21 protein-coding genes and 1 riboswitch are annotated in these 22,088 nt (G+C 48.6%); of the genes, 11 read left to right on the top strand and 10 right to left on the bottom strand.

Annotation, left to right across the window (positions count from 1 at the left end; all coding sequences use genetic code 11):
* Window positions 1-19: 19 nt before the first annotated feature.
* A complete protein-coding gene (locus tag ACDE64_RS04940; RefSeq protein ID WP_411349186.1) occupies window positions 20-232 on the top strand; it encodes a hypothetical protein in 213 nt (70 codons plus the stop codon).
* A gap of 293 nt (window positions 233-525) precedes the next feature.
* Here the strand turns inward: ACDE64_RS04940 and ACDE64_RS04935 are convergent, their stop codons facing one another.
* From ACDE64_RS04935 to ACDE64_RS04915, 5 genes are all read right to left on the bottom strand, one after another.
* Window positions 526-1,083 (bottom strand): hypothetical protein, encoded by a 558-nt coding sequence (locus ACDE64_RS04935; RefSeq protein WP_411349185.1) that lies wholly within the window; start codon window positions 1,081-1,083, stop codon window positions 526-528.
* A 120-nt stretch (window positions 1,084-1,203) separates the two neighbouring features.
* Complete coding sequence (locus tag ACDE64_RS04930) at window positions 1,204-3,273, bottom strand: class I SAM-dependent methyltransferase (protein ID WP_411349184.1); 2,070 nt, start codon at window positions 3,271-3,273, stop codon at window positions 1,204-1,206.
* 61 nt (window positions 3,274-3,334) lie between these two features.
* Window positions 3,335-4,504 (bottom strand): pectin acetylesterase-family hydrolase, encoded by a 1,170-nt coding sequence (locus ACDE64_RS04925; RefSeq protein WP_411345373.1) that lies wholly within the window; start codon window positions 4,502-4,504, stop codon window positions 3,335-3,337.
* A 56-nt stretch (window positions 4,505-4,560) separates the two neighbouring features.
* Window positions 4,561-5,931: an N-acyl-D-glucosamine 2-epimerase gene (locus tag ACDE64_RS04920; RefSeq protein ID WP_411349183.1), complete on the bottom strand. Its 1,371-nt coding sequence runs from the start codon at window positions 5,929-5,931 to the stop codon at window positions 4,561-4,563.
* Window positions 5,928-6,638, bottom strand: a complete 711-nt coding sequence (locus ACDE64_RS04915; RefSeq protein ID WP_411345371.1) for a M50 family metallopeptidase — start codon at window positions 6,636-6,638, stop codon at window positions 5,928-5,930. Before ACDE64_RS04915 ends, ACDE64_RS04920 begins: the two co-directional genes overlap by 4 nt.
* 442 nt (window positions 6,639-7,080) lie before the next feature.
* On the opposite strand from ACDE64_RS04915, the gene ACDE64_RS04910 reads away from it, so the two are divergent.
* From ACDE64_RS04910 to ACDE64_RS04890, 5 genes are all read left to right on the top strand, one after another.
* Window positions 7,081-8,004 (top strand): AEC family transporter, encoded by a 924-nt coding sequence (locus ACDE64_RS04910; RefSeq protein WP_411349182.1) that lies wholly within the window; start codon window positions 7,081-7,083, stop codon window positions 8,002-8,004.
* Window positions 8,005-8,165: 161 nt separating this feature from the next.
* Window positions 8,166-8,921 carry a peptidylprolyl isomerase gene (locus tag ACDE64_RS04905; RefSeq protein WP_411345369.1) on the top strand — a complete coding sequence of 252 codons (756 nt, stop codon included), beginning with the start codon at window positions 8,166-8,168 and terminating at the stop codon, window positions 8,919-8,921.
* Window positions 8,922-9,318: 397 nt separating this feature from the next.
* Window positions 9,319-9,413, top strand: a riboswitch (cyclic di-GMP riboswitch).
* A 41-nt stretch (window positions 9,414-9,454) separates the two neighbouring features.
* Entirely contained in the window at window positions 9,455-10,348 is an 894-nt protein-coding gene (locus ACDE64_RS04900) for a hypothetical protein (protein ID WP_411349181.1), read from the top strand.
* Between the two features lie 343 nt (window positions 10,349-10,691).
* Window positions 10,692-11,429, top strand: coding sequence for a polysaccharide deacetylase family protein (locus ACDE64_RS04895; RefSeq protein WP_411345367.1), 738 nt, complete (start codon window positions 10,692-10,694; stop codon window positions 11,427-11,429).
* Window positions 11,430-11,694: 265 nt separating this feature from the next.
* The gene (locus ACDE64_RS04890) at window positions 11,695-12,609 is read left to right on the top strand and encodes an EamA family transporter (RefSeq protein WP_411345366.1); all 915 of its coding nucleotides are present in this window, start codon (window positions 11,695-11,697) and stop codon (window positions 12,607-12,609) included.
* 219 nt (window positions 12,610-12,828) lie between these two features.
* Here ACDE64_RS04890 and ACDE64_RS04885 read toward each other — a convergent pair whose 3' ends face one another.
* Entirely contained in the window at window positions 12,829-13,137 is a 309-nt protein-coding gene (locus ACDE64_RS04885; protein WP_411349180.1) for a hypothetical protein, read from the bottom strand.
* A gap of 156 nt (window positions 13,138-13,293) precedes the next feature.
* Between ACDE64_RS04885 and cysC the strand changes: the two genes are divergently transcribed.
* Window positions 13,294-13,914 (top strand): adenylyl-sulfate kinase, encoded by a 621-nt coding sequence (gene cysC, locus ACDE64_RS04880; protein ID WP_411349179.1) that lies wholly within the window; start codon window positions 13,294-13,296, stop codon window positions 13,912-13,914.
* Between the two features lie 191 nt (window positions 13,915-14,105).
* Here cysC and ACDE64_RS04875 read toward each other — a convergent pair whose 3' ends face one another.
* Window positions 14,106-14,750 (bottom strand): hypothetical protein, encoded by a 645-nt coding sequence (locus ACDE64_RS04875; RefSeq protein WP_411349178.1) that lies wholly within the window; start codon window positions 14,748-14,750, stop codon window positions 14,106-14,108.
* Window positions 14,751-14,909: 159 nt separating this feature from the next.
* Window positions 14,910-15,743, bottom strand: a complete 834-nt coding sequence (locus ACDE64_RS04870; protein ID WP_411349177.1) for an AraC family transcriptional regulator — start codon at window positions 15,741-15,743, stop codon at window positions 14,910-14,912.
* A gap of 126 nt (window positions 15,744-15,869) precedes the next feature.
* Between ACDE64_RS04870 and ACDE64_RS04865 the strand changes: the two genes are divergently transcribed.
* From ACDE64_RS04865 to ACDE64_RS04850, 4 genes are all read left to right on the top strand, one after another.
* Window positions 15,870-16,874 carry a Gfo/Idh/MocA family protein gene (locus ACDE64_RS04865; protein ID WP_411349176.1) on the top strand — a complete coding sequence of 335 codons (1,005 nt, stop codon included), beginning with the start codon at window positions 15,870-15,872 and terminating at the stop codon, window positions 16,872-16,874.
* A 104-nt stretch (window positions 16,875-16,978) separates the two neighbouring features.
* Window positions 16,979-17,911, top strand: a complete 933-nt coding sequence (locus tag ACDE64_RS04860) for an aldo/keto reductase (RefSeq protein WP_411349175.1) — start codon at window positions 16,979-16,981, stop codon at window positions 17,909-17,911.
* A gap of 235 nt (window positions 17,912-18,146) precedes the next feature.
* Window positions 18,147-18,347, top strand: a complete 201-nt coding sequence (locus ACDE64_RS04855) for a hypothetical protein (protein WP_411349174.1) — start codon at window positions 18,147-18,149, stop codon at window positions 18,345-18,347.
* Window positions 18,348-18,399: 52 nt separating this feature from the next.
* On the top strand, window positions 18,400-18,894 hold the full coding sequence (locus tag ACDE64_RS04850) for a type II toxin-antitoxin system PemK/MazF family toxin (RefSeq protein ID WP_411349173.1): 495 nt from the start codon (window positions 18,400-18,402) through the stop codon (window positions 18,892-18,894).
* 165 nt (window positions 18,895-19,059) lie between these two features.
* On the opposite strand, the gene ACDE64_RS04845 is transcribed toward ACDE64_RS04850, so the two are convergent.
* The gene (locus ACDE64_RS04845; RefSeq protein WP_411349172.1) at window positions 19,060-20,853 is read right to left on the bottom strand and encodes an ABC transporter ATP-binding protein; all 1,794 of its coding nucleotides are present in this window, start codon (window positions 20,851-20,853) and stop codon (window positions 19,060-19,062) included.
* The gene (locus ACDE64_RS04840; RefSeq protein WP_411349171.1) at window positions 20,850-22,049 is read right to left on the bottom strand and encodes a nucleotidyltransferase family protein; all 1,200 of its coding nucleotides are present in this window, start codon (window positions 22,047-22,049) and stop codon (window positions 20,850-20,852) included. Before ACDE64_RS04840 ends, ACDE64_RS04845 begins: the two co-directional genes overlap by 4 nt.
* Window positions 22,050-22,088: the final 39 nt, after the last annotated feature.

The raw sequence follows: 22,088 nt of genomic DNA, 5'->3' as shown, positions 1-22,088 counted from the left end.
TTATTCGGTATAGGAGGTTATGATGATGAGTCAACATGAAGACCATAGTAATCAAGATGACAAACATCCTGACGAGCAAGACAATCTGGTCACCGAACGCGACAACGACGAGCAATTCGGTCTGTTCCGCGAAGATTCGTTTCCCGATTCCGGCGAAGACGAGGTGCAAAAGCGTGTGATCGATAACGAGCTGCCACGCGATAATAAGTTACGTGACGAGGACAAGGAATAGTTTAAAATAAAAATCCCCTGCTGATGAGTGATAGAACTCCATTTGTTTTGGAGCGCATACGATCATCTACAGGGGATTTTTTAATGTTTGTATTGTTGAGACTTATACAACTACAGTAAAAATAACGCTTCGATTCTTCTCTTCCTCTGTTGAAGCAGTCAGTAATCTCATTCCAGAACTCAATAGCAGCCTGACGATGTTGCTTTACTAATACATCATTGCCCTTTTCGGCATAATAACGGAATAGATTCGTATCCAGTACATATGTGGATGAATAGTAGTCACTTGTACTATTACTCATAAGTCTGACCTTGATCTGATTCAACTATAGATGATTCCCATAGTTCTACAGCTGTCTGTGCGGCAGCAGATTGGGCTTGAAATTTGCCATTGCGTTCAGCGATAAAATCGGCAAATCCCGATTCATCTTTAAATTGTTCTGCCAGAATACGCCATGACGAATGTTCACCAGCTACCTGTTCAGCCTTGAATTTACCGCTAATGCAGTTGCGACGTACTTGTTGCGGTGTGATGCCTTTGTAGGAAGCGACTTCACGTACATTAAAATATTTGGGATAGGACAGTGGTGAATTCACCTTCTCCTCTTGCTCCATAACGATAAAACGTTGTACATCCTGCTGGATATCGCTGCGTCCCATTTGCTGATCAAAGTCATTCATGATCTGCTCCGACACTTGAAGCTTCAAACGCTGTTCCAGTTCTTTTCCCTTTTGGCGGATCATGTACAGATGAACCAGATCGCGTGCCGTACTCTCAGCTATGCCAATTTCGCTGGCGATTTTTTGTTGTAGTGATGGATATTCGTACTGATTTTCTTTGATTTTGCCCATAATGTTTCACTCCTTTATGTCGATATATCTTTACTATAACCGAGAACATAAGGAACATAAAGAACATTTGGAACATTTCCTCAAGAAAATGTATACATGAGCAAAATGAGAGATCGTCTGCTACCCCTTCTTGCGAATCACAATAATACACGTACTATCCGGCAGCGGCACTGGTGTATCCCACTCATCCGTGATCTTCACGCGCGGCTGTAACGCTTCGGTATACCCCTGCTGCAAAAAGGACTCCACATGCTCAATCTCTATGCCATCGCCTAGCGTCTGGACAATAAACTCCTTGTACCTACTCGGCGTCATATAGCCAAACTGCTCCTGCACCTCATGCACATATGCTTCTTCGCCCCATGTGTATGTGTATAGAAACTCCATCGCATCGTTGACAGGCAATAGAACGGTCTGCTCGTCCAGCACCTCATACGCAATCTCCCGTCCACGGAAATCACGAGCATACCGTTCGAGCGCCGCCAGTCCACCCTCTTCCAAAAAAGTGATTTTGCGCTGCTGCACTGTCGGCTCGGTCATAATTCCGTCACGGATAATGATACGTCCGCCCGGTGCGAGTACGTCGTAGGCGCTGGTCAGCGCTGCGGCAACGGTATCCAGATTGAACTTTTGTCCATTGAACGGAATGTAGGAATACAGCTCATGCAAGATCGATGAAAAGAGAATGCTGTCCACGCTACCCAGCTCCATAATCTCCTTGAGCGCCAGCGCATCCCCCTTCATCACTTCCCAGCTATGATGCTCTAGCCGCTTTTTGCGACGTAACGCTTCGATCACATTTTCAGAAATATCAATACCGATCGCTCGTTTATCTGGCATCTCCTGCTCTAACAAATCCAGCATCACGCCACCACCGGGACCGATATCCAGCACGGTCTGTCCGGTCACATAACGCAGCAGCAAGCGTTTGTAATCTACTGTTTCGTTCATCGTCTGCAAATAGCTGTCTTCATTATGAAAACGGTCATACGCATCCCGGCGCAGATCGAACAGGTCAAACAGCATCAGCACTGCCTTTTCATACAGCGGCGATTTCTCTGCCTCTACGCAAAAGTCGATCAGCTTCTCCGCTGCTGGTGAGAATTGGAACGTGAAGAAGGCGGTATCTTGCAGCTGCCCATCGATCAGCAATCCGTATTCAAGATGCGGATTGCGCTGCTGGCGCTGTCCAGCGTGTACATCATCCCAGCTCCACTCGGATAGATACTTTTCGATAATTCGCTTTTTGTACAGATTGATCTTTTTAATACCCCGATAATCGTAATACAGATCGTTCATTAGCCGCTCAAAGCTAATATGGCGCACCTGCTCTGGTACGGCCGCCGCCAGCAGTCCGAATATTTTGCAAAATTCCTCTAGGGAAAAGTCCTGCAACGCCGCCTCCACATACCAGAAGGTGCGATTGTCCAGCATCATGAACACCTGATCCAAGCGTGCAGGCTGACGCAGCTGTTGCAGAAGTTCGAGCGTATTCTCGCCGCGCGCCTCACTGCCAGTACGCAGTCGCATAATCCGGTCTTCGATGCCCATCCCTTGTGGCTGCTCGCCATACGTAACCGCATGAATGAGCGTAGACATCTCATCTCGTACTCGCTGCCACAGCTCTGGCGATACCGCTTCAATAATACAGCGGTTCAGCACGAGTAATGTACTTTTCAACTCTTCCGGTGACAGGATGCCCTGCGCCACAATCTCTGCCAATGGCAAATTGTCGCGAAACGGCACTTCCCCACGCAGAAATTGTCCCAGTAACCCGTGTGTACGGATCAAGGTCGCTACTAGAATCGTACGCGCATCGTCCGGTTCGGCAGCATCGCGCTCATACAACAGCGCTGACCCTTCGTTATGTACAAACAGATTGATCCCCTGCTGCTGCCATCTCATGCGCTCGCGTGTGCTGCCGCCCTTGGCAGTCTCTGCCCAGCAGAGCGTCTCCTCCACAATATCGCGCAACCAGAACGACACACGCAACTGATCCAAAATACGTAATGTGCGTTCGACATAATCCAGTACCGGATTGGCATCGTTCAACTCCTGAAGCGTCTGAACTCGTTCCAGATTGACGATTCGTTCCTCGGCGGAGACGAGAATATTCAGCCAGCGCTGAGATACCGTATACGGCACCTCAGCCTGACGGTACTGCTGAATGGCGGACAATGAATGCAGCATGCCTATTCCTCCCTTGATGATGTTGCTGGTGTTACTATTTCAAAATCGTCGATTGGAATGCTCAACGTTCTGGAAATTCCATAAACTCCTTGCCGACCGAATACGTTTTGTCCTTGTTGACGATATCGTCCAGCCAGCGGCTCAGCTTCACACCACTCTCCTGCGCCGTATAAAAGACCTTGTATGGCGACAGCGTGTGCGGAGTACCACGACGCTTTTTGCGATTGCCAACACCGTAATCCGTAATGAAAAAGTGATAGTCTGGCAGCTCCTGTTGCAGCTGGCGAGCCGACGACAGCATACCGAGCGACCAATCATTGGTAATTTCCAGATCGTCGCTCACCAGCCCCTTGGTGCGTCCATTTAGCACGGCTTCGTACGAAGGAAGCACCTTATCATATACCGTATTCGATTGTAGCATCACCGTGTTTGGCGGTAACAATTGCGCATTCGCGCGAAAGGCGGCGCCAATCAGATCAGGTTCGATCGCATACCCGTACCGATTGCGGAAGTCGGCTTTCCATACCTTTTCGATAATGTCCGGCCACTGCTGACTGTGCAGATACGCACCGTCGGCATAATGGTACACTTTCGCCTGTGGATACTGGTTGGCAATATGCGGCGCCCAAAATGCCGAACCGAATCCACCCGCACTTGCACCAGCGATGAACAGCTTGTCCGGCTGCGGCAGATGCTCAAACATCCAGTCTAGCCCACGCAGTGTATTCGCGCGTCCACTATAATGCGCGGTAAAAGGTAGCTTGCCTCGTCCGCGATATTTCACCTCGTTATCCCCGATATGGAAATCCCCAGTCGCATACGGAATATACACGATATTCCAATCGTAAAAAGGATTATCCTTGCGCTGATTTTCCAACATTCCACGCAGCAGATCCGGCTTATAAAACGGAATATTGGCAAAATAATAACCCAGCTCGCGGTTATGCAGCAGCGTGCGCAAACCGAACGGCTTCGTCGCCGTATGTCGATTCCAGCTAATCCCGCCGCCCGAAAAATACACAACCAGATTATTGCTGCGACCGCGCCGGGTGAGCAAATAATAGTCCGAGCCATCGCCGGACATCGCCTGTCCGCTCAGATTGATACGACTCCATTTATATAGCGGCGATTGATCGAAACGCTCCACACGCGATGGACGCTTGATGACGAAGACGATGATCGCAATAGCAAGCAGCGCAAGAATAAGCCATTCGATAGTGGAGATGATCATATAGGTTCCTCTTTTCTAAAATGCGCATTATGCAGATACACGTCATGATTATACTGTCATGATTGTGCTGGGCGGATAATCGATACTCTTGTTTTGCGCGGCGTTTTGTTCGCTTTGCGTCCTTTGAGCAGCCATAGATTGGGCGTATCGCGAATTTCGCGAATTTCCAATTGAAATGGAGTTTGTGGTAACGCTTTGTTGAATCGCAGGAATAATCGATTACCATCCACCGCAGATTGCGCTACTTTCCACTCCTGCGGCTTGCTCAAGCCAGTCAGATGATAGAGCAGCACCCCGCCTACCGATTCAGGATCGACGCGCTTGTTGTAAGTGATCATCACCTCATGATCGCTCAATCGCAACCCGGACGATGGCAGTGGCGGCTCAGCATACATATACCCGCCAATATGATATTCGTACGCCGTCCATGTGCGGTAGCCCAGCGTATTCGCCTGATGGGCAAATTCATCCAGCCAGCGCCGCCCCTTGATCATGCTCGCACGAGAACCGATATCCGCCTGAATACCAAGCGGCAAATCCGGGTATTGCTCGCGAATCGGCGCCGCGAGTGGCTCGTAATCCCGAATATAATCAGCAGGCAAGCCACGCTTCATCCAGTCCGGCCAATGCGTTTGCAGCATGTGCAGATCCGGCTGTACCAGTCCGATCATCGATATCGGGTCTAGCCCCTGCCATTCACGCAATCGCTGTGCCGCCAGTTCATCGCGTACTGCCAGTGACCAAGTTGCCACTTTAATATCCGGTCGTATCGCACGCGCACCCTGCTCGCCGTTGATCAGTTCATGCACCAGATGATTGACTGCATCTACGCGCAGATCAACCCACGCCTCGTATAGCTTCGGTACTTTGGTATAATAACGCGCCGAATCAGCATCTCTGAACTCTGGCATGTCTTCGCCATATCGCTCGCGAAACGACTGCGCCGCCAGCGGACCAATATCGCCATACACACCGCGCTCCAAGCCGTTCCATTCTGGAAAATATGGCTCTGCTATCTCGATCCCGTCAAACGGCACATTGTCCAACACGACAGACAGCACTTCTTTTTTCCAGGCAATATAATCTTGTGAAAAATGGGAAAACCGTTCAAATCCATCATTGATCGGACGCAGCAGCTCCATCCGCCATGACGCCCATTCCGGTGGCGCATGTTCTACACTGAATGTGCCGTTACCAAGCACAAGTGCCCAGACGGCGATTTCACGCTTTTGTAATGCTTCGACCAGACGAGCATCCACCCGCTGCTCATTGACGATAAAATAGTGCACATTCCGATAACCAGCAAGCACCAATTCATCGGCAATGCTGTCTGGCGAACGATCCGCATAATACGGAAATAAAGGATCAATCTGAATACTGGCTCCGCGCAGCGCCCACGGGCGGCCGGGATGCGGCGATGAATTCATCGGGAACGTCCTCCCCGTGCATAAGATGAACCGGTAGATACCGGCGGTTTGCGTTTACGAACAAACAGCTGGGCGGACAATTTGGCACACCACAGCGAGAAGACAGTGAACCAGACACCCCACACGACAGCAGGCAGCCAGAATTGCTGTGCCAGCCCTGCCGCATCGCCTGCCGACGACGGGCTTGTCACCGACAACAACAGAATCGTCAGCGCTGATACAACCGACTCCTCCAACGTCAAAAACATAATCAACAGAAAATACCCATTGCGCAGCCATTCTGGGCTAATCAGCATCAGAATACTGACAATGACAAACCCGATCAGCCACACTACACCAAAGCCCTGATGCACATACAATACCAGCATAATTAGCGCAATGATGGCAGTAACGATAATACCGACACGCTGCTGCCGTTTGTGATACAGATAGAACATCCACACAACAAAGAGCGATGAACCCATATATCCAGCCAGCCCGATTGGCAGACCACTCCAGGCTGACGTAATCATCGAATAGGTGACACCGCTGTGATCCGCATTCAATTCAATCCGGTTGACCCTGCCCGATGTCAACAGTGTGATCATCGCATGGCTGAATTCATGGATCATCGTATCCAGATTGCGAAATAATGACGAGAACGGAATCAGCCTTGTCAGCACTGCTGAACCGACTAGCAGCAGAATCAATTTGAGCCATTTATTCAAAGCTACACATCCTTATCGGAAAATATCCTGTGATTGATCAGCAACACAGGATTGTATTCATGACCATAGCGACACATAGTATACAGATCGACGTACCAAACGATGCAGTAGGATGCACCGACCGCAAACTGTACGTCTTTCCTGTATTTTACCGTCTGGCGAAAATGAACACAATGAATCACTACCGAAGTCGGACTGTTGTGCAGTGCTCGCGAATAGACACTTTCCATTTCGTATCTATCTATTGATATATATACAGTTATATAACCGGATTTGCCCATACCTGCACGCAGAGGTCTTTTGCCAGGAGAGACTATGGTATACTTTTAACGGATTCTCTCTAGTACGATCTATGATGCACGCGTGTTAGAATGCTGCATCTTCATCTTCCACCTATGCACAGCTGGGATACTTATTCAGACTATAGAAAGAAGTGGAGCATTTGTTTTTTGTCATTTTATTCAGTGTCGTGTTGCCGATCATTGTACTGATTGTCGCCGGTTCCGTTCTGGAACGGGTATTTCAGCTTGATCTGTATACACTGTCCAAAATTAACTTTTACTGTATTACGCCAGCAACGGTGTTTATGAGTATGTACCATTCCAATATGAACCCGGAGCTGCTCGGCAATGTGGTGCTATTTTACAGCCTGTACGTCCTGCTACTCTATATCGCCGGTTCACTGACTTCTCTAGTCATGGGCTACAAAGGCGGGAAAAAGGCTGCGTTCAACAACAGCATCATGCTCGACAACTCCGGCAACTACGGTCTGCCCGTCAATCAGCTCGTCTTCAGCGGGGAACCGCTGGCAGCCTCCATGCAGGCGCTGATCATGTCGCTGCAAAGTCTGCTGACGTTCACGTACGGCGTCATTTCGATTCAAGGCTCGCGTCTGCAAGGGAATTATCGCAGCGTCATTATCGGCTTTTTGAAAATGCCAGTGCCCTATGCGCTCGTGCTCGGTCTGGTGCTGCACGTACTCGCTGTACCGCTGCCTGCGGTATTATCGCAGCCGCTGACATATGCGCAGCAGTCTATGGTCGCTATCGCGCTCATCACCCTTGGCGCACAGATTGTGAAGTATCCGCTGCGTTTGTACCGCTCAGACATTTATCTCAGTATGGTGCTGCGGTTGTTCGGCGGTCCGCTGATCGGGCTGCTGCTGATCGAGCTGCTCGGCTTGCACGGCATTCCCGCACAGGCACTGCTGATTGCTTCGGCGATGCCAACGGGTGTGAACACCTCGATTCTGGCAGAAGAATACCGCAATGAACCGGATTTTGCCGCTCAGACTGTGCTATTATCGACTACGGTCAATGTGTTTACAATTACGATTGTGATTGCATTGTCCAGCTATGTTGCCTGATCCGAGAAGCGATGCAAATATCCATAAACTTGTGTTCAGTCGCCCGGCATTTTATACTGAAAGATGCTCTGACAGTCCGTGCATGACAGTATGCGGGGAGTCTGTCGTGCCATTCGTCCATTGCCGGACGGATTCTATCATCCAAAGGAGTGAACATTCCTATGCTACGCCAACCGCGTAAACATGCTGTACTCATTCTTCTATTCACCGCCGTTTTTCTGATTCTGGCAGGTTGCGGCAACAGCGCACCCACCACCGGACAGACCGGCAGCAATTCCAGCTCGGAAAGCACCAATTCCGGTTCCACCGGCAGTGATTCCGGCAGCCAGAGCGGTACAACAGGCGAAACGACCGATACACCATCGGCGTCCGATAATTCCGCCAGCTTCAAGCAAGACAACGATCCAATCGTTACGATCGAAATGGACAATGGCAAAACCATCGAAATCGAGCTGTATCCAAAAGCAGCACCCAACACCGTCAACAACTTTATCTCACTCGTGAACAAAGGCTTCTATGACGGTCTGACCTTCCATCGCGTTATCCCCGGCTTTATGATTCAAGGTGGCGACCCGAACGGTAACGGCAGCGGCGGACCGGGCTATAGCATTAAGGGCGAATTCCAGTCCAACAATGTGCAAAATGACCTCAAGCATACTCGCGGCATTATCTCGATGGCACGCGCTACCGATCCGAACAGCGGCGGCTCCCAATTTTTCATCATGGTCGCAGACGCAGCTCAATTGGACGGCGAATATGCACCATTTGGTAAAGTCATCAGCGGCATGGACGAAGTCGATACTATCGTTAATCTGCCACGCGGTGATCAGGATAAACCGAATACACCGCCGGTCATGAAAAAAGTTACTGTCGATACCAAAGGCGTAACGTATCCCGAACCGGAAAAAAGCAACTGATCTCTTATAGCGTTCATACAGTCGCTATGTAAATCACACATATCGTCCGTATATCAACTTCTCGTACAGTTCAGTTCGTATCGTGATACTGTTTTCCATACCGAACGATGATTGTATTCACCTTATTGAATCAGCCCCGATCCTATTGACAGTTAATCATCAATAGGATCGGGGCTTTTGTTATAGATTGGTGTATTTTTATTTTGGAGAAATTTCGTTGTCTGCCGCTTGTTATCTTCCTTATCACTACACATTTCACAACCAAGTATAAAATTTTGACGAAATTTGGCGAAAAGCCCTTTATAAACTTAGCAACTAAGACGATGTATATTGTGTACAATCTTTCCTTAGATTGTACTCGGCGGGGTATGCTCTGCCGAACTAAATAGCATATCATATTTAGTCAGGGCAAATTCATCGAAAGATGAAGACGCAAAGCCAAGGGTCTAACGTGGAACATGCAGGGTTTCGCTATGACAGCCGGTTGCCGAGGAATACCTGATGCGGTATGAATCGAAGGAGTCCGATTCAACATGAGTATGAAACAACAGATGGTCAAAACGACAGGTATCACTTTTCTTGCAATCCTGATCCTGCTGGGAGGTTTCCCGATGAAACCCGCTCATGCACAATCGGCTCAGAAAGCTACCTGGCTGTGGAACACGCAACTCATCGCCAGCTCGCCTGACGAAGTGTTGCAATTCGCTGCATCGCAACAGGTCAATCTGATCTACCTGCAGATCAACGCCGACCTGGATGCCAGCGTATACCACAGCTTTATCGCCGCCGCTTCCGCACAAGGCATTGCCGTGGAAGCACTGGATGGTGCGCCTTCCTGGGCGCTGGATTCCCAGCGTCCACAACTTCAATCCTCCCTCGATTGGATCTCCTCGTATCAGACCGGCGCCTCGGCAGAACAACGCTTCAGCGGTATTCATATCGACATTGAACCGTATCTGTTGCCGGAATGGAACACCGACCAAGCCTCCGTCATCGCTGGATGGCAGCAAAGCGTATTGGACGTAGCTCAAACTGCACGTCAACTCGGAGTGGAAGCGTCCGCCGATATTCCGTTCTGGCTGTACACACTGAATACTGCGGACGGTTCCACACTCAGTAGCTGGATGATGAAACAGTATGATTCCGTAACAATTATGGCGTATCGCGATCATGCGGATTCCATTTTGGATGTTTCCTACGCTGAATTGACGGAAGGCTCCGACAACGGCGCCCGCGTGTATATCGGTGTAGAAACGAATCAAAGTGAAGAAGGCAACAACATTAGCTTTTACGAAGAGAGCGCAGCTTACATGAACCAGCAATTGGCTCAAGTCACTGTGACCGCTTCGGTCTATTCTTCGTTTGCTGGCATCGCTGTACACGATTATGCTGGCTGGTCGGCGAAGGTGCAACAAGGTACGGATTGATTTGGACAAGCTATGTATAACTTGGTTACAAGTACGATCAGCAAGCGCATACCGGAGCGACACCGATATGCGCTTCTGTTATGTTACATCCTATTCCTGCTAACAGAGCATTGGAGCGCTCGCTTCAAAATGGTTTCCTTTTTCCTGGTTGATGACTATGTGCCTACATATGAAAATTTCAATCTTCACAATTTAAACTTTTTGTTTATTTCGACGTCGTTAAATGACAAAAATGTTATGCAATAGTATTGTTTGACGCAAGATTACGTTTCTCCAATCCTGTTATGATGAATGACGGGAATCATGGAAAACGAAATCAATCAAGTAAGGAGCGTTCAATCGTATGCTGCACAAGAAAAAATGGATAATCGTTACACTCATCATGGCATTACTCATTCCGCAATCCGTCTTTGCCGCCGCCAAATCTTCCGGAACGACAGACAAACAGAATCAGGCGACCGCTGGCAAGACCATCTATCTCACCTTCGATGACGGTCCGACTGCACATACGATGCAGCTGCTGGACATTCTGAAGCAATATGATGCCAAAGCGACCTTCTTCATGCTCGGTCCACATATGGAGCGTTACGCGTCAGCAACCAAACGCATCGTGGCAGAAGGCAATGGACTCGGACTGCATGGCGTGACCCATGTACCGGGCAAATTCTACGCTTCACCGTACAGTGCCTACAACGAGATGGTTGGCGCCAACAAGAGTCTGTACAAAGTAACTGGCAAATACACCAGCCTTGTACGTACGCCTTACGGCAGCAAACCATATCTGAAAAAGAACTTCCGCGATGTGCTGCTGCCAGTCGGCGGATTCCATCTGTGGGATTGGAATGTCGATTCACTGGATTGGAAGTACAAAAAAGATCATCAGCGCGTCTACAACAACATCATGAGTCAGATTCATTCCGTAGAGCGCCGTGGTCAAACTCCAGTCGTGCTGATGCATGATCAACCGGGAACGCTAAAAGTACTACCGATCCTGATGAAGGAACTGAAGGCAGAAGGCTACACGTTCAAAACGCTTGATAAGTCGATCAAACCAGTGAACTTCTGGAATGACGAACGTTAATAGCGAACGTATATGCTGTAGATACACAAGAGAATCATGTCACATCGTTGACAGAAAAAGATTTTCATTTTATACTAATTTGAAATAATGTTCAAATACCATGAACCAATGTGCATTCTGTTCATGATTGTGGATTTTTGTAGAGGCATACTCTATTTTCGCCACACACGATGTCATTCCGACATCGTGTGTGGCTTTTTTATTTGGTTGTTTTGGAGATTTGAACATTATTTCATCTTGGTTACGCATAAAGGAGAATGGAATTATGAAGTTATGGCAGTACGCACTGATTGTATTTTTGGGAGGATGCAGCTATGGTATTCTGTCCACGTTTGTGAAAACGGCATATGTAGCCGGATTCACTAGCGGACAAGTAACCGCAGCGCAATACTTTTTCGGTGTGATTTTCACATGGATCGTGTATCTATGTACCAAAAAACAGAAAATACAAACCACAACCGCGCTCAAAATTGTATTGGCTGGCTTGCCCTTCGGGTTGGCAGGATTGTTCTACTATCAGTCGCTGCAATCACTGAACGCTTCGTTTGCAATTATTTTGTTGTTCCAATTCGTCTGGATTGGCACGCTGTATGAATGGCTGTTCCAGAAAAGGAAACCGACACGCGAGAAACTATTCGCAATCGTCATCCTGCTGATTGGCTCATTTTTGGCGGCAAATGTGTTGTCCCAGCAAAGCGCTTCGCTCTCATGGGTCGGCATCTTCTGGGGGCTGCTGGCAGCCGTGTCGTTCGCGCTTTTTATTTTCCTCGGTAGCTTTGTCGGCAAAGGTACACAACCGATGCTAAAAAGCTCGCTGATGTCTACTGGCGCATTTTTGCTCGTATTGTTCATTTATCCGCCTACGTTTATTTTCCACAGCGATATGTTGATGGGCATTCTGCCATACGGATTGGTGCTTGGTATCTTCGGCGTGGTATTGCCGCCGCTGCTATTCTCGATCGGATTGCCACATCTGGGGGCTGGTCTAGGGACGATCATGACCGCGTCGGAATTGCCTATGGCGGTAACGATGTCCTACTTTGCCCTGCACGAGCAGGTGAGCGTGCTGCAATGGACAGGTGTGCTGATCATTCTGATCGGGATTGCGCTGGGCAACAGGAAAGCACGAACTCGCAAGCGCCAGACAGTTGTCATTTCACCTGAGGTTGGTCATCTTTGAATACGCTCTTGAGCAAAGAACAAGGGACAAGCATTGGAACGATGATCTGCGATGAGAATGGAGTAGCAATTGACGTATGGAATAACGAATCCCATTTTGAAAATGAGCTAGCTTTCAAGTAGTTTGAAATAGCAGCTATTGATAGAAACCGGGTATGCACAATTCTGCTGCATACCCGGTTTTTTTTGATCATACTAATCACTGTGCTGACATCCTACTTTACGACTTAGGATGAGAATATCCATTGTATTCCAAGTACCAACGCATAACGTAGACCAAACAGATCATAATCAGTGTACCGATTACATAATTCAATGTCGGGTTTGCTCTCGTGCGCGGAAACCAGATTGCCGCAATGGACATCGCTAATAATGGAAAAGAGAAAAAGCCTGCAAGTATGAAATATATGATGTCCAACGGATGTAATCGCTGCTGGAAAACATGGGTTGTCATCACAAACCAGTTGATGATACATAACACATGAGCAATCACCACCATGATCCAAACCGCTTTGAACCATTTTGCCATAGTATATTCCGCCCTTCTCTTATGTATGTCTGTTGTATACTTCTTCTGCGTAGTATGTCTTGCTTTCGCTTTTGTGCAAATTTCACGCCAAGATTGGCATCACGCGTTCCCAACCTGATATGATAAGCACATACATATTGTCAAAGGAGCGAGTGAATGATGAAATCGACCAATGAGGTCGTATGGCAGACTTCGACGGTAAGCCGTCAGCAGCGAGAACAACGGTATGCACAACGAGGGCGCGTACTGTGGCTGACCGGTCTGCCTGCTGCGGGTAAGACAACGCTGGCATTTGCTTTGGAACAGGAATTGTTCCGTCAGGGACGGATGTGTTATGTGCTGGATGGCGATAATATTCGGCATGGCTTGAATGCCGATCTAGGCTTTTCCCAGCAAGATCGACGCGAGAATCTGCGGCGAATTGGCGAAGTGTGCAAACTGTTTCTGGATGCCGGGCATATCGTGATTGCCGCGTTTGTATCGCCGTATGCGCAAGATCGGGATCGTGTGCGCCAGCTGTTCGCAGCGGAAGACTTTGCCGAGATTCATGTAGCGCGTCCACTGGAAGTGTGTGAGCTGCGCGATCCAAAAGGCATGTACGCACGCGCCCGTGCTGGTGAAATTGCACACTTTACAGGTGTAGATGCACCGTATGAACAGCCACAATCGCCAGAGCTAGTAATCAATACAGAGATTTTATCTGTGCAGGAAGCTGTGATGCTTATGGTTGAAACGTTAGAATTAGGTGCTGCGCCAGAAGAGGCAACGTTGCTTTGATTGCATATTTGTGATGAATGATTGCCATCAGAATGATGATTGGGCGCGCTCGGTTGGATACTTTTAGACTTTCCTACTTTTAGACGTTTATATGTACAACATCAAATGCATTATAACTGTTCATTGTGCTCACCCTGCTGCATTGTTCGTCATGACTGGACAATGCGGCAGGGCGATTCTTTTGCGATCTGTTATTGTTGGGCTTTGAGTAGACGCATTTGCTTTGTCATCTCATCCAAACTATCGTTCGTTTGATCATAATACGCCCATGCCCGTTCCCACGACTCACTCCCCCGCTTTGCTTTGGACTCGTCCTGATATTCGAATGCTTCGACAAAGTACTGCGCAGCATCCTCAGCAGCGGCAGGCGCCCCAACAAAATTAGTATGAAAGTTATTGAATACACTTCCCCAATATCCCGATTCCATATCAGGAGCGGAAATCAGTTTTAGTTCGCTATTCAACCCGTGAAATGCTTGTTGATGCTGTCTAAATTTGGCTTCCGTCTCTACTTCTCCTAGTTCATAGTTCGTCAGTGCATCAATGGTCGCCTGCATAGCAAACAATTCCGTATCCCATCGTTGCATCAGCTTATCGGTTTTATCCATATATTCGCCCATAAGATTGTAATCATGATCGGACAGCTCTTTTGAGTCTGATGCAGTGACATGATCCTTGGCAATGCTAGTGTCGCTATGTGTAGTTTGATTGTTCGCTTCCGCACTTGCGGTAGAAGTGTTTGTGTCCGAAGCAATCTGCGTATTGCCGGACGAGTTGCAGCCTGTAGCTACAAGCATCATTACAGTCAGTGTACCTATTGTGATCCATTTGTTCATGACATTCATATCCCCTTTTTCTCTATACAATTATCGCTTATTCTTGTACCTCATACGATCTATATAGAGAATCGGTTTCTTTTTCCATTTTTGTAACATCCCGATTATGTTGTAACCGGATGGAATGCTAGAAGCAGCTATCTGGTTACGATCCATCCCTCACCAGTACAATTTACGATACTCACTCGGCGTCATGCTCTCGCGCGCCATAAATTGACGGTTAAAATAACTCACACTCGGATACCCGGCATCTGCCGCAATCTGACCGATATTGCGATCTGGGCGCTCCAATAGCCATTGCTTTGCCATTTGCAGGCGTGAGCGGGTGATGAATTCCAGTGGTGTCATCTCGGTCAGCGTTTTGAACAACTTACAAAAATAATACTCACTCACGCCTGCCCGTTCCGCCCAATCCTGCAACAGAAATGGCTCGCATGCTTCCTGCTGCATCTGTGGCAGCAGCGCCAAAATGCGATTCTCCGCCTTGCCTGCCCGCGTCTTCTTGAGTGGCACCGCCTGATGTACAAATTCCGCCAGTACTGCATACGTCAGCGTCGACAATCGGGACGGATGCAGCATGCGATTATGCTCTGCCTCATCCAGCAGATGCAGATGCGCCTGCTCCCACGATTCCCGCTGTCGCAGCGTCCATAGCGGATGCCGATGAAATCCGCGCTCAATCATATAATCGTGCAGCCGCTCTCCATAAAAGTGCACCCACCGAATATCCCATGGATCATCCTGGCTACTGTAATACCGCTGTCGCTGCAATGGAAAATATAACACCGCCTGCCCGCCGCGCACTTCATGCACTGTCCCGTCTACTTCCACATATCCTTTCCCAGAAGCGACATAATGAATATTAAAATTGTTCAGCGCTCCTTCTTCTCGCAGCACCGAATGATTCGGATGCTCACTGTACAATCCTACCGATTCCGGCAGGCAAAAATAAGGCTGTTCCTGCAATGTCAGCAGCATGCTCTGCCTAATCATACTCCATTCTCCTAACCACAATTTTGTGTTAATTTGATTCAATATATTATCATTTTCAAGGTCTTTATTATTCATTATAATCACAACATAGAACAAAGTTAACCTATCCATAGGAGGAAATACAAGATGACCACCAACACCAAATTGCGCTGGGGTATTCTCGGCAGTGCCAGTATTGCTATCCGCTCCGTAATCCCCGGTATTCAACAATCACAGCGAAATGAAGTGACCGCCATCGCCAGTCGCAATCTCGACAAGGCGAGCGAAACAGCGCAGCAGCTCGGCATCCCTACCGCGTATGGCAGCTATGAGGAACTGCTGGCAGACGAGCAGATCGACGCGGTGTACATTCCGCTACCTAACCATTTGCACTGCGAATGGGCGATCCGTGCGGCACAGGCGGGCAAGCATATTTTATGTGAAAAGCCGCTTGCGCTGAACGCCGATCAAGCACAGCAAATGGCAGATGCAGCACAGACTGCCGGGGTGCATCTGGCAGAAGCATTTATGTATCGTCATCATCCACGCTATGAGCAGATTGCCAACATAATCGACAGCGGTGAGATTGGTGACATTCGCGGCATTCATAGTACGTTTACATTTAACAACAGCAGTGCCGACGGCAATGTACGCTTTCGGCGTGATTGGGGTGGCGGTGCATTGTACGATATCGGCTGTTATTCGATCAGTGCGGCGCGTATGCTGCTGCGTGCGGAACCATCTGCGGCGACAGTCAAAGGCTTCTTTTCACCAGAGCATGATAACGTGGATATGATGGCAAGTGGTTTGTTGGAATTTGGTGACCGGATCGGCGTCACGTTCGACAGCGGCATGTGGGCGGCGTTTCGCAATACGTTGGAAGTGCTAGGGACAAAAGGCATTATCGAAGTGCCGTCCGCCTTTGTGAGTCACGAGGACAATCGCTCCAACTTCTTCGTCACTATCTGTGATGAGCGGCGCGAAGTGGAAGTGCCTGTGATCAATCAGTATGCGGCGCAAGCAGATGACTTTGCCCGTACGGTGCTGGATGGTATAGCGCCACGCTACGGAGCAGAGGATGCTGTGCAAAATATGCGAGTGCTGGAAGCCTGTCTGCGCTCGGCAGATGAACAACAGCGTATTGGATTGTAATACGATATGCCTTTACGGAAATCAGCTACCGAAACGTGCTATCGAAATCATTTATTAAAATTAGTTATGAACATCGATTACCCATAGGAAAGGATTGAATCGAAATGGACTATATCCATATTGAAGGTGCAGGTAAACCTGTTTCACGACTGATCAAAGGCACAGATTATTTTAAACATGACACATATGAGAAGGCATCTGCTAATCTGAACGCATTTCTCGAAATCGGTGGTACTACCGTCGATACTGCTCATATTTACTGCGGTGGCGAAAGTGAAGTGGTGCTCGGTCAATATATGCAGGAGCATAACAATCGCGACTCCATCGTTATTCTGACCAAAGGTGCGCATCATGACCAGAACGGTCCGCGTGTGAATGCGCAGGATATTCGCAGCGATCTGCTGACTAGTCTCGAACGGTTGCAAACCGATTTTATCGAATTGTACGCTCTGCATCGGGATGATGAATCCGTACCTGTCGGCGTCATTCTGGAAGCGCTTAACGAACATCGGGAAGCAGGTCGGATCGGTGCACTTGGAGCGTCCAACTGGACATGGCAACGTCTGCAAGAAGCGAATGATTATGCAGCTGCTCATGGGCTGGTCGGCTTTACGTTTAGTAGCCCCAACCTCAGTCTTGCCAAAGCAAACGAGCCGTTCTGGGCAGGCTGTGTATCCGCCGATCAGCAGACGCTGGATTGGCATGAACAAACTCGGCTACCGCTGCTGTCATGGTCGTCGCAAGCACGCGGCTTTTTCACCGGACGCTTTACACCCGAAGTGCGTGACAACGCCGATCTAGTACGCGTATTTTACAGTGATGGCAACTGGGAACGCCTGCGCCGTGCTGGGGAATTGGCGCAACAAAAAGACACCACCACGATTCAGATCGCGCTAGCATATGTGCTGAATCAACCGTTTCCGACATGCGCATTGATCGGTGCGCAAAATCGTGAGGAATTGCTGTCTTGTGATGAAGGCGCTGGCATTGTATTGACCCGCGACGAAGTGGAATGGCTCGATTTGCGTCAGGATTAAGTCGTGTTGTGTCTGCTCAAAGTTTAGGCGCCCGAATGAGCCAAACGAAGAACCTATATATTTTATTAGTCGAAGAAAACTTAACAAGCACCCGGATGAGCAAGGAAAGATGATCCGAGTGCTCTCTATTTACAAGCTAAGGAAGTGTTTGTGAAGAGCTTCTGTTGGTGATACAATTGAAGAAAAGTAACGTTACTTTTCTTCAATACCAACCTCAAATTAGGAGGTAATTGTAATGGATATCCTTCCATTTCCATCTACACACAAAGAACCATCTGCTATTGAGCGTGCCAAACGAATCGATGCAATTACCAAAGAACGCTTTGGTGTAAGTGCGGCTGAGTATTACAGCCACAATCGTACACCTGAAGTTCAAAAGAAAATTGATCGTGCGCTGCAAAAAGAGACGCTGTTTTACGCATCAAAACATAATTAACAAATCCACTATTACACGGTGGATTTTATTTTGTTCATTAGGGGGAACATACGTGCTACTAGAAGGGGCAAACAATTTTCAACGGGGCTGGGTAATAAAAGCTCATTTTCCAGAAACAAAAGAGTCTATCGATACACCAAAGCCAAGCTTTATTATGAAGGGATTGCATTTTGCAATTGTACTGCACGATCATGATTTTGAAGATGTTGATTCCAGATCAGTATTGGTCGTACCGATTACAACGGCAAAAGCAGAAGCCAATCGAGCGCAGAAAGAAAATCGTAGTGTTATGAGTTCGCTAGTAAGAATTACACAAGAGAAGCATCCATTTTTGGATCATGATTCCTATGTGAGTACTGGGCAGGTTGTGACTCTTAATCGTGAATGGCTTGATTCGTATAAAGGAGAGATGGATCCAGATACAATGTTGCAAGTCGATTTACAGCTAATTCAAACTCTGAATCTGTACGAAGCAGTAGAAACATTAATAGCTCTAAAAGCCCTTGAGCAGCAACAAGAGCTACAAGACGGTTCCAGCAATACATAAGTAAGTGAAAGCAAATCCAGCTTTCTAGACACAACAATCATCTCATTTATTATAATAAAAAACCGAAGCTTGGCGTTGATTCGCAGCAAGCTTCGATCTTGATACCGCATCCTATATGCTCAATAATTAACCAATCGGCTTGCAACATCCATGATTGCAGCTTCTTCACTGCGCGGCGTTCTGGTAGCCGAGCAGTTGATGGAATGTGCCTTTCGTTTCGCGTGACAACTGGCTAAATTCTCCCTGCTGCACGATACGACCATCGTCCACCACGACCACCTGATCGGCATTGCGGATCGTGGACAAGCGGTGAGCGATGACGATGAGTGTAATTTTGCCTTTTAGCTTCTCCAGCGCAGCCTGCACTTTGGCTTCATTCTCCGTGTCCAGTGAGCTGGTTGCTTCATCCAGAATAAGCACTTCCGGTTTACGCAAAATAGCTCGTGCTAGCACGACACGCTGACGTTCTCCGCCAGACAGTCGCACCCCGCGATCACCGATAATCGTATCGAGTCCTTGCGGCAGCTTGCGGATAAATTCGTCACACGCGGCAAATGCCAATGCTTCCCACAATTCATCCTCAGTCGCTTCCGGCTTCACCAGCAGCAGATTGTCACGGATGCTCGTATGGAATAGAAACGGCTCCTGCGAGACGTATCCGATCGAATTGCGCCATGATAGCAGACGTTCGCCAGTTAGCGAAGCACCATCCACCTTCACTGTACCCTGCTGCGGCTCCATCAGACCCATCAACAGATCGATCAACGTACTTTTCCCGGCACCAGACCGTCCGGCAATCGCCGTCATCTTGCCTGCTGGGATGTACAGATTGACCTGCTTGAGGGCATCTTCATGCTCGGTCGTATAACGGAACGATACCTCTTCACAGCGGATACCATCCTGCATACTTTGCACAGGGCCTTCGCCATGCGCAACCGGGCTATAGCTTTCTTCGGACTGTTTGCATTCCTCCTGCAACTTGGACAGAGCATGGAAGGCAGGTACGAGCGCGCTGATGTATTCCAAATACGACTGAATGCCGCTAAAGCGAGGCCACAGGCGGGCGAAGATCAGGATGATCAGCACCGAACGTTCCGGTTGTAACTGGAACACCTGTGCCGACAATAGGATGAATCCGATAATGAATACAACCGAAACCAGCTTGTACATAAGTTGAGTTGCTGAATTTAGTCGTACTTGCTGGATCAGATTATATTCCAGCTTGTTCGCCATATTGCGGAACCAGTCAAAATGCGATGCTTCCAGCATATTGCTTTTAATATCTTTGATCCCGTTCAGATTTTCCTGAATACCGGAAAAATAATCTTGAGACAACTGTGTCATTTTGTCGCCGTACGCTTTGGAGCGACGCACAAACCGGCGGGCATACAGTGCCAGCAGTCCACCGCCGATCAGCACGAGCAGCGTCATTTTTACCGACAGTACCATCGCAAATCCAATTTGCAGCACGGTAAACAAAATCGACGTCGCCAGCATCAGCACCAGATTGGTGCCTTGACTGACACGCGCCAGCTCTGTCGTCAGCATATGGCTCAGATCGGACTTGCGCTTACGCAGGAAAAATGACCAATTCGAGCGCATAATATGACGATAGACGCGCAGCCGCAGTGTTTTGATAAAGCCCTGCTGAATCTCCGCGCCCATAATCGATTGTTTGCGCTGCATGAATCCTTGTATGACCGTCAGCAGGCTGTATACGCCCAGCACGATCGCCAGTGAAGTTACAAGTGGCATCTGCTTGAGCGGATCGAACAGCCCTGCCATCGGCAACGAACCGGTACTACCGCCGAATACGCCAATCAGACTGAGCAATGGCACCAGCATGTACAGTGTCACCATATCAAGCACGCTAATCAGCAGCATCAATGCGACATATAGATACAGTCGTTTGCCTGCATATTGGCGCAGTTCATTCACATAATTGCGAATTACATTCATTGCTGCTCCACCTCTCTTTGCACCGCGTCACGTCGTTGAGTACGACGATATAGCAGCAGAAACGGATGCAACGGATAATACATAAAATACAGCATTTTGGGCAGCGGCAATGTTTGCATATCCCAATCATCCGGTGCCATTTTGCGCACCCAGAATAGCGCCTTCTGACCGATCGTTTTCAGCGCGTATTGATAAGACCGATAATGCTTGGCAAGCACCTGCGTTTCTGGCTCCGGGCATAGATTAACCTTTTCCCGAATAAAGACAAGTACGCGCCGCGCCAGATCCTGCGCACGCGGAGCATCTGCCCATTGTGCCATCTCGCCACTAATCGGCGTATGCAGCATCCAGTGAGTTAATACAAATGCCTGACCAACGATATGGTTGCATTTGTATTGATGCGTTAAGCGGCGCAGCAGTTGCCAATCCAGCTGGCTTTGCACCAGTCGATCAATATCGACGAGCCAGCGTAGACGGAACCACGCATGACGTGCGCCATGCACACACAGATAGATCAGCAGGTCTTCCTGTCCCAGCATCTGAATTGCTGTTCCGCCAAATTCCAGCTGTTGACGGCGTTCCCATAACTCCTCGAATCCTTGTTCAGCGCCCGCATCGCCATTCAGCCGCCAGTGCAGTTCAATTTCTACACCCGTGCGTTCATCGACATACGATTCATGGTTGTACCGCCAGCGCCAATTGTCAGTCGTACGCGGCACTTCCTGTGTTTTCACAAATCCGAGGTTCAGCAATACTTGCTCTGCTTCGTCTGCCTGTTCGATCGGCACCAGCACATCCAGATCTTTGGACGTGCGGCGGGACAGATCGCCGTATAGCGATTGCGCCAGTACTGGCCCTTTTAATTGCAGCGCACGAATCTGACGATCGGTTAGCGCCTGTGTCACGCGCTGCATCTGACCGCTCAGTTGCAGCATCGTAAACGCATTGCGTTGGTATTTTTGATTCAGCCATTGCAGCATGTTACTAGGCAACTGCTGCGACTGTGCATTACAGACCGCGTGAATGGTTGGATACAAGCGGTGATGCAAGGCAAGCGAGCCAAACGCCTGCCAGTCCAGTGATTGATCTGCCACATTCAAGGCAGCAAACGAACTGCGCCCGGATTGAACCATATCCAGCAAAAGCAGCAGTTCAGCAGGGAAATCATGCAGTTCAGGGCTCCATTGCTTGTTCATGGCGTACTCCTTTATCGCAAAATCGTCCGGGTCTGCCGC

Source organism: Paenibacillus sp. WLX2291 (assembly GCF_046603665.1).
Lineage (GTDB): Bacteria > Bacillota > Bacilli > Paenibacillales > Paenibacillaceae > Saccharibacillus.
The sequence above is the reverse complement of the archived record's forward strand: the minus strand, read 5'-3'. Positions and strand labels throughout refer to the sequence as shown.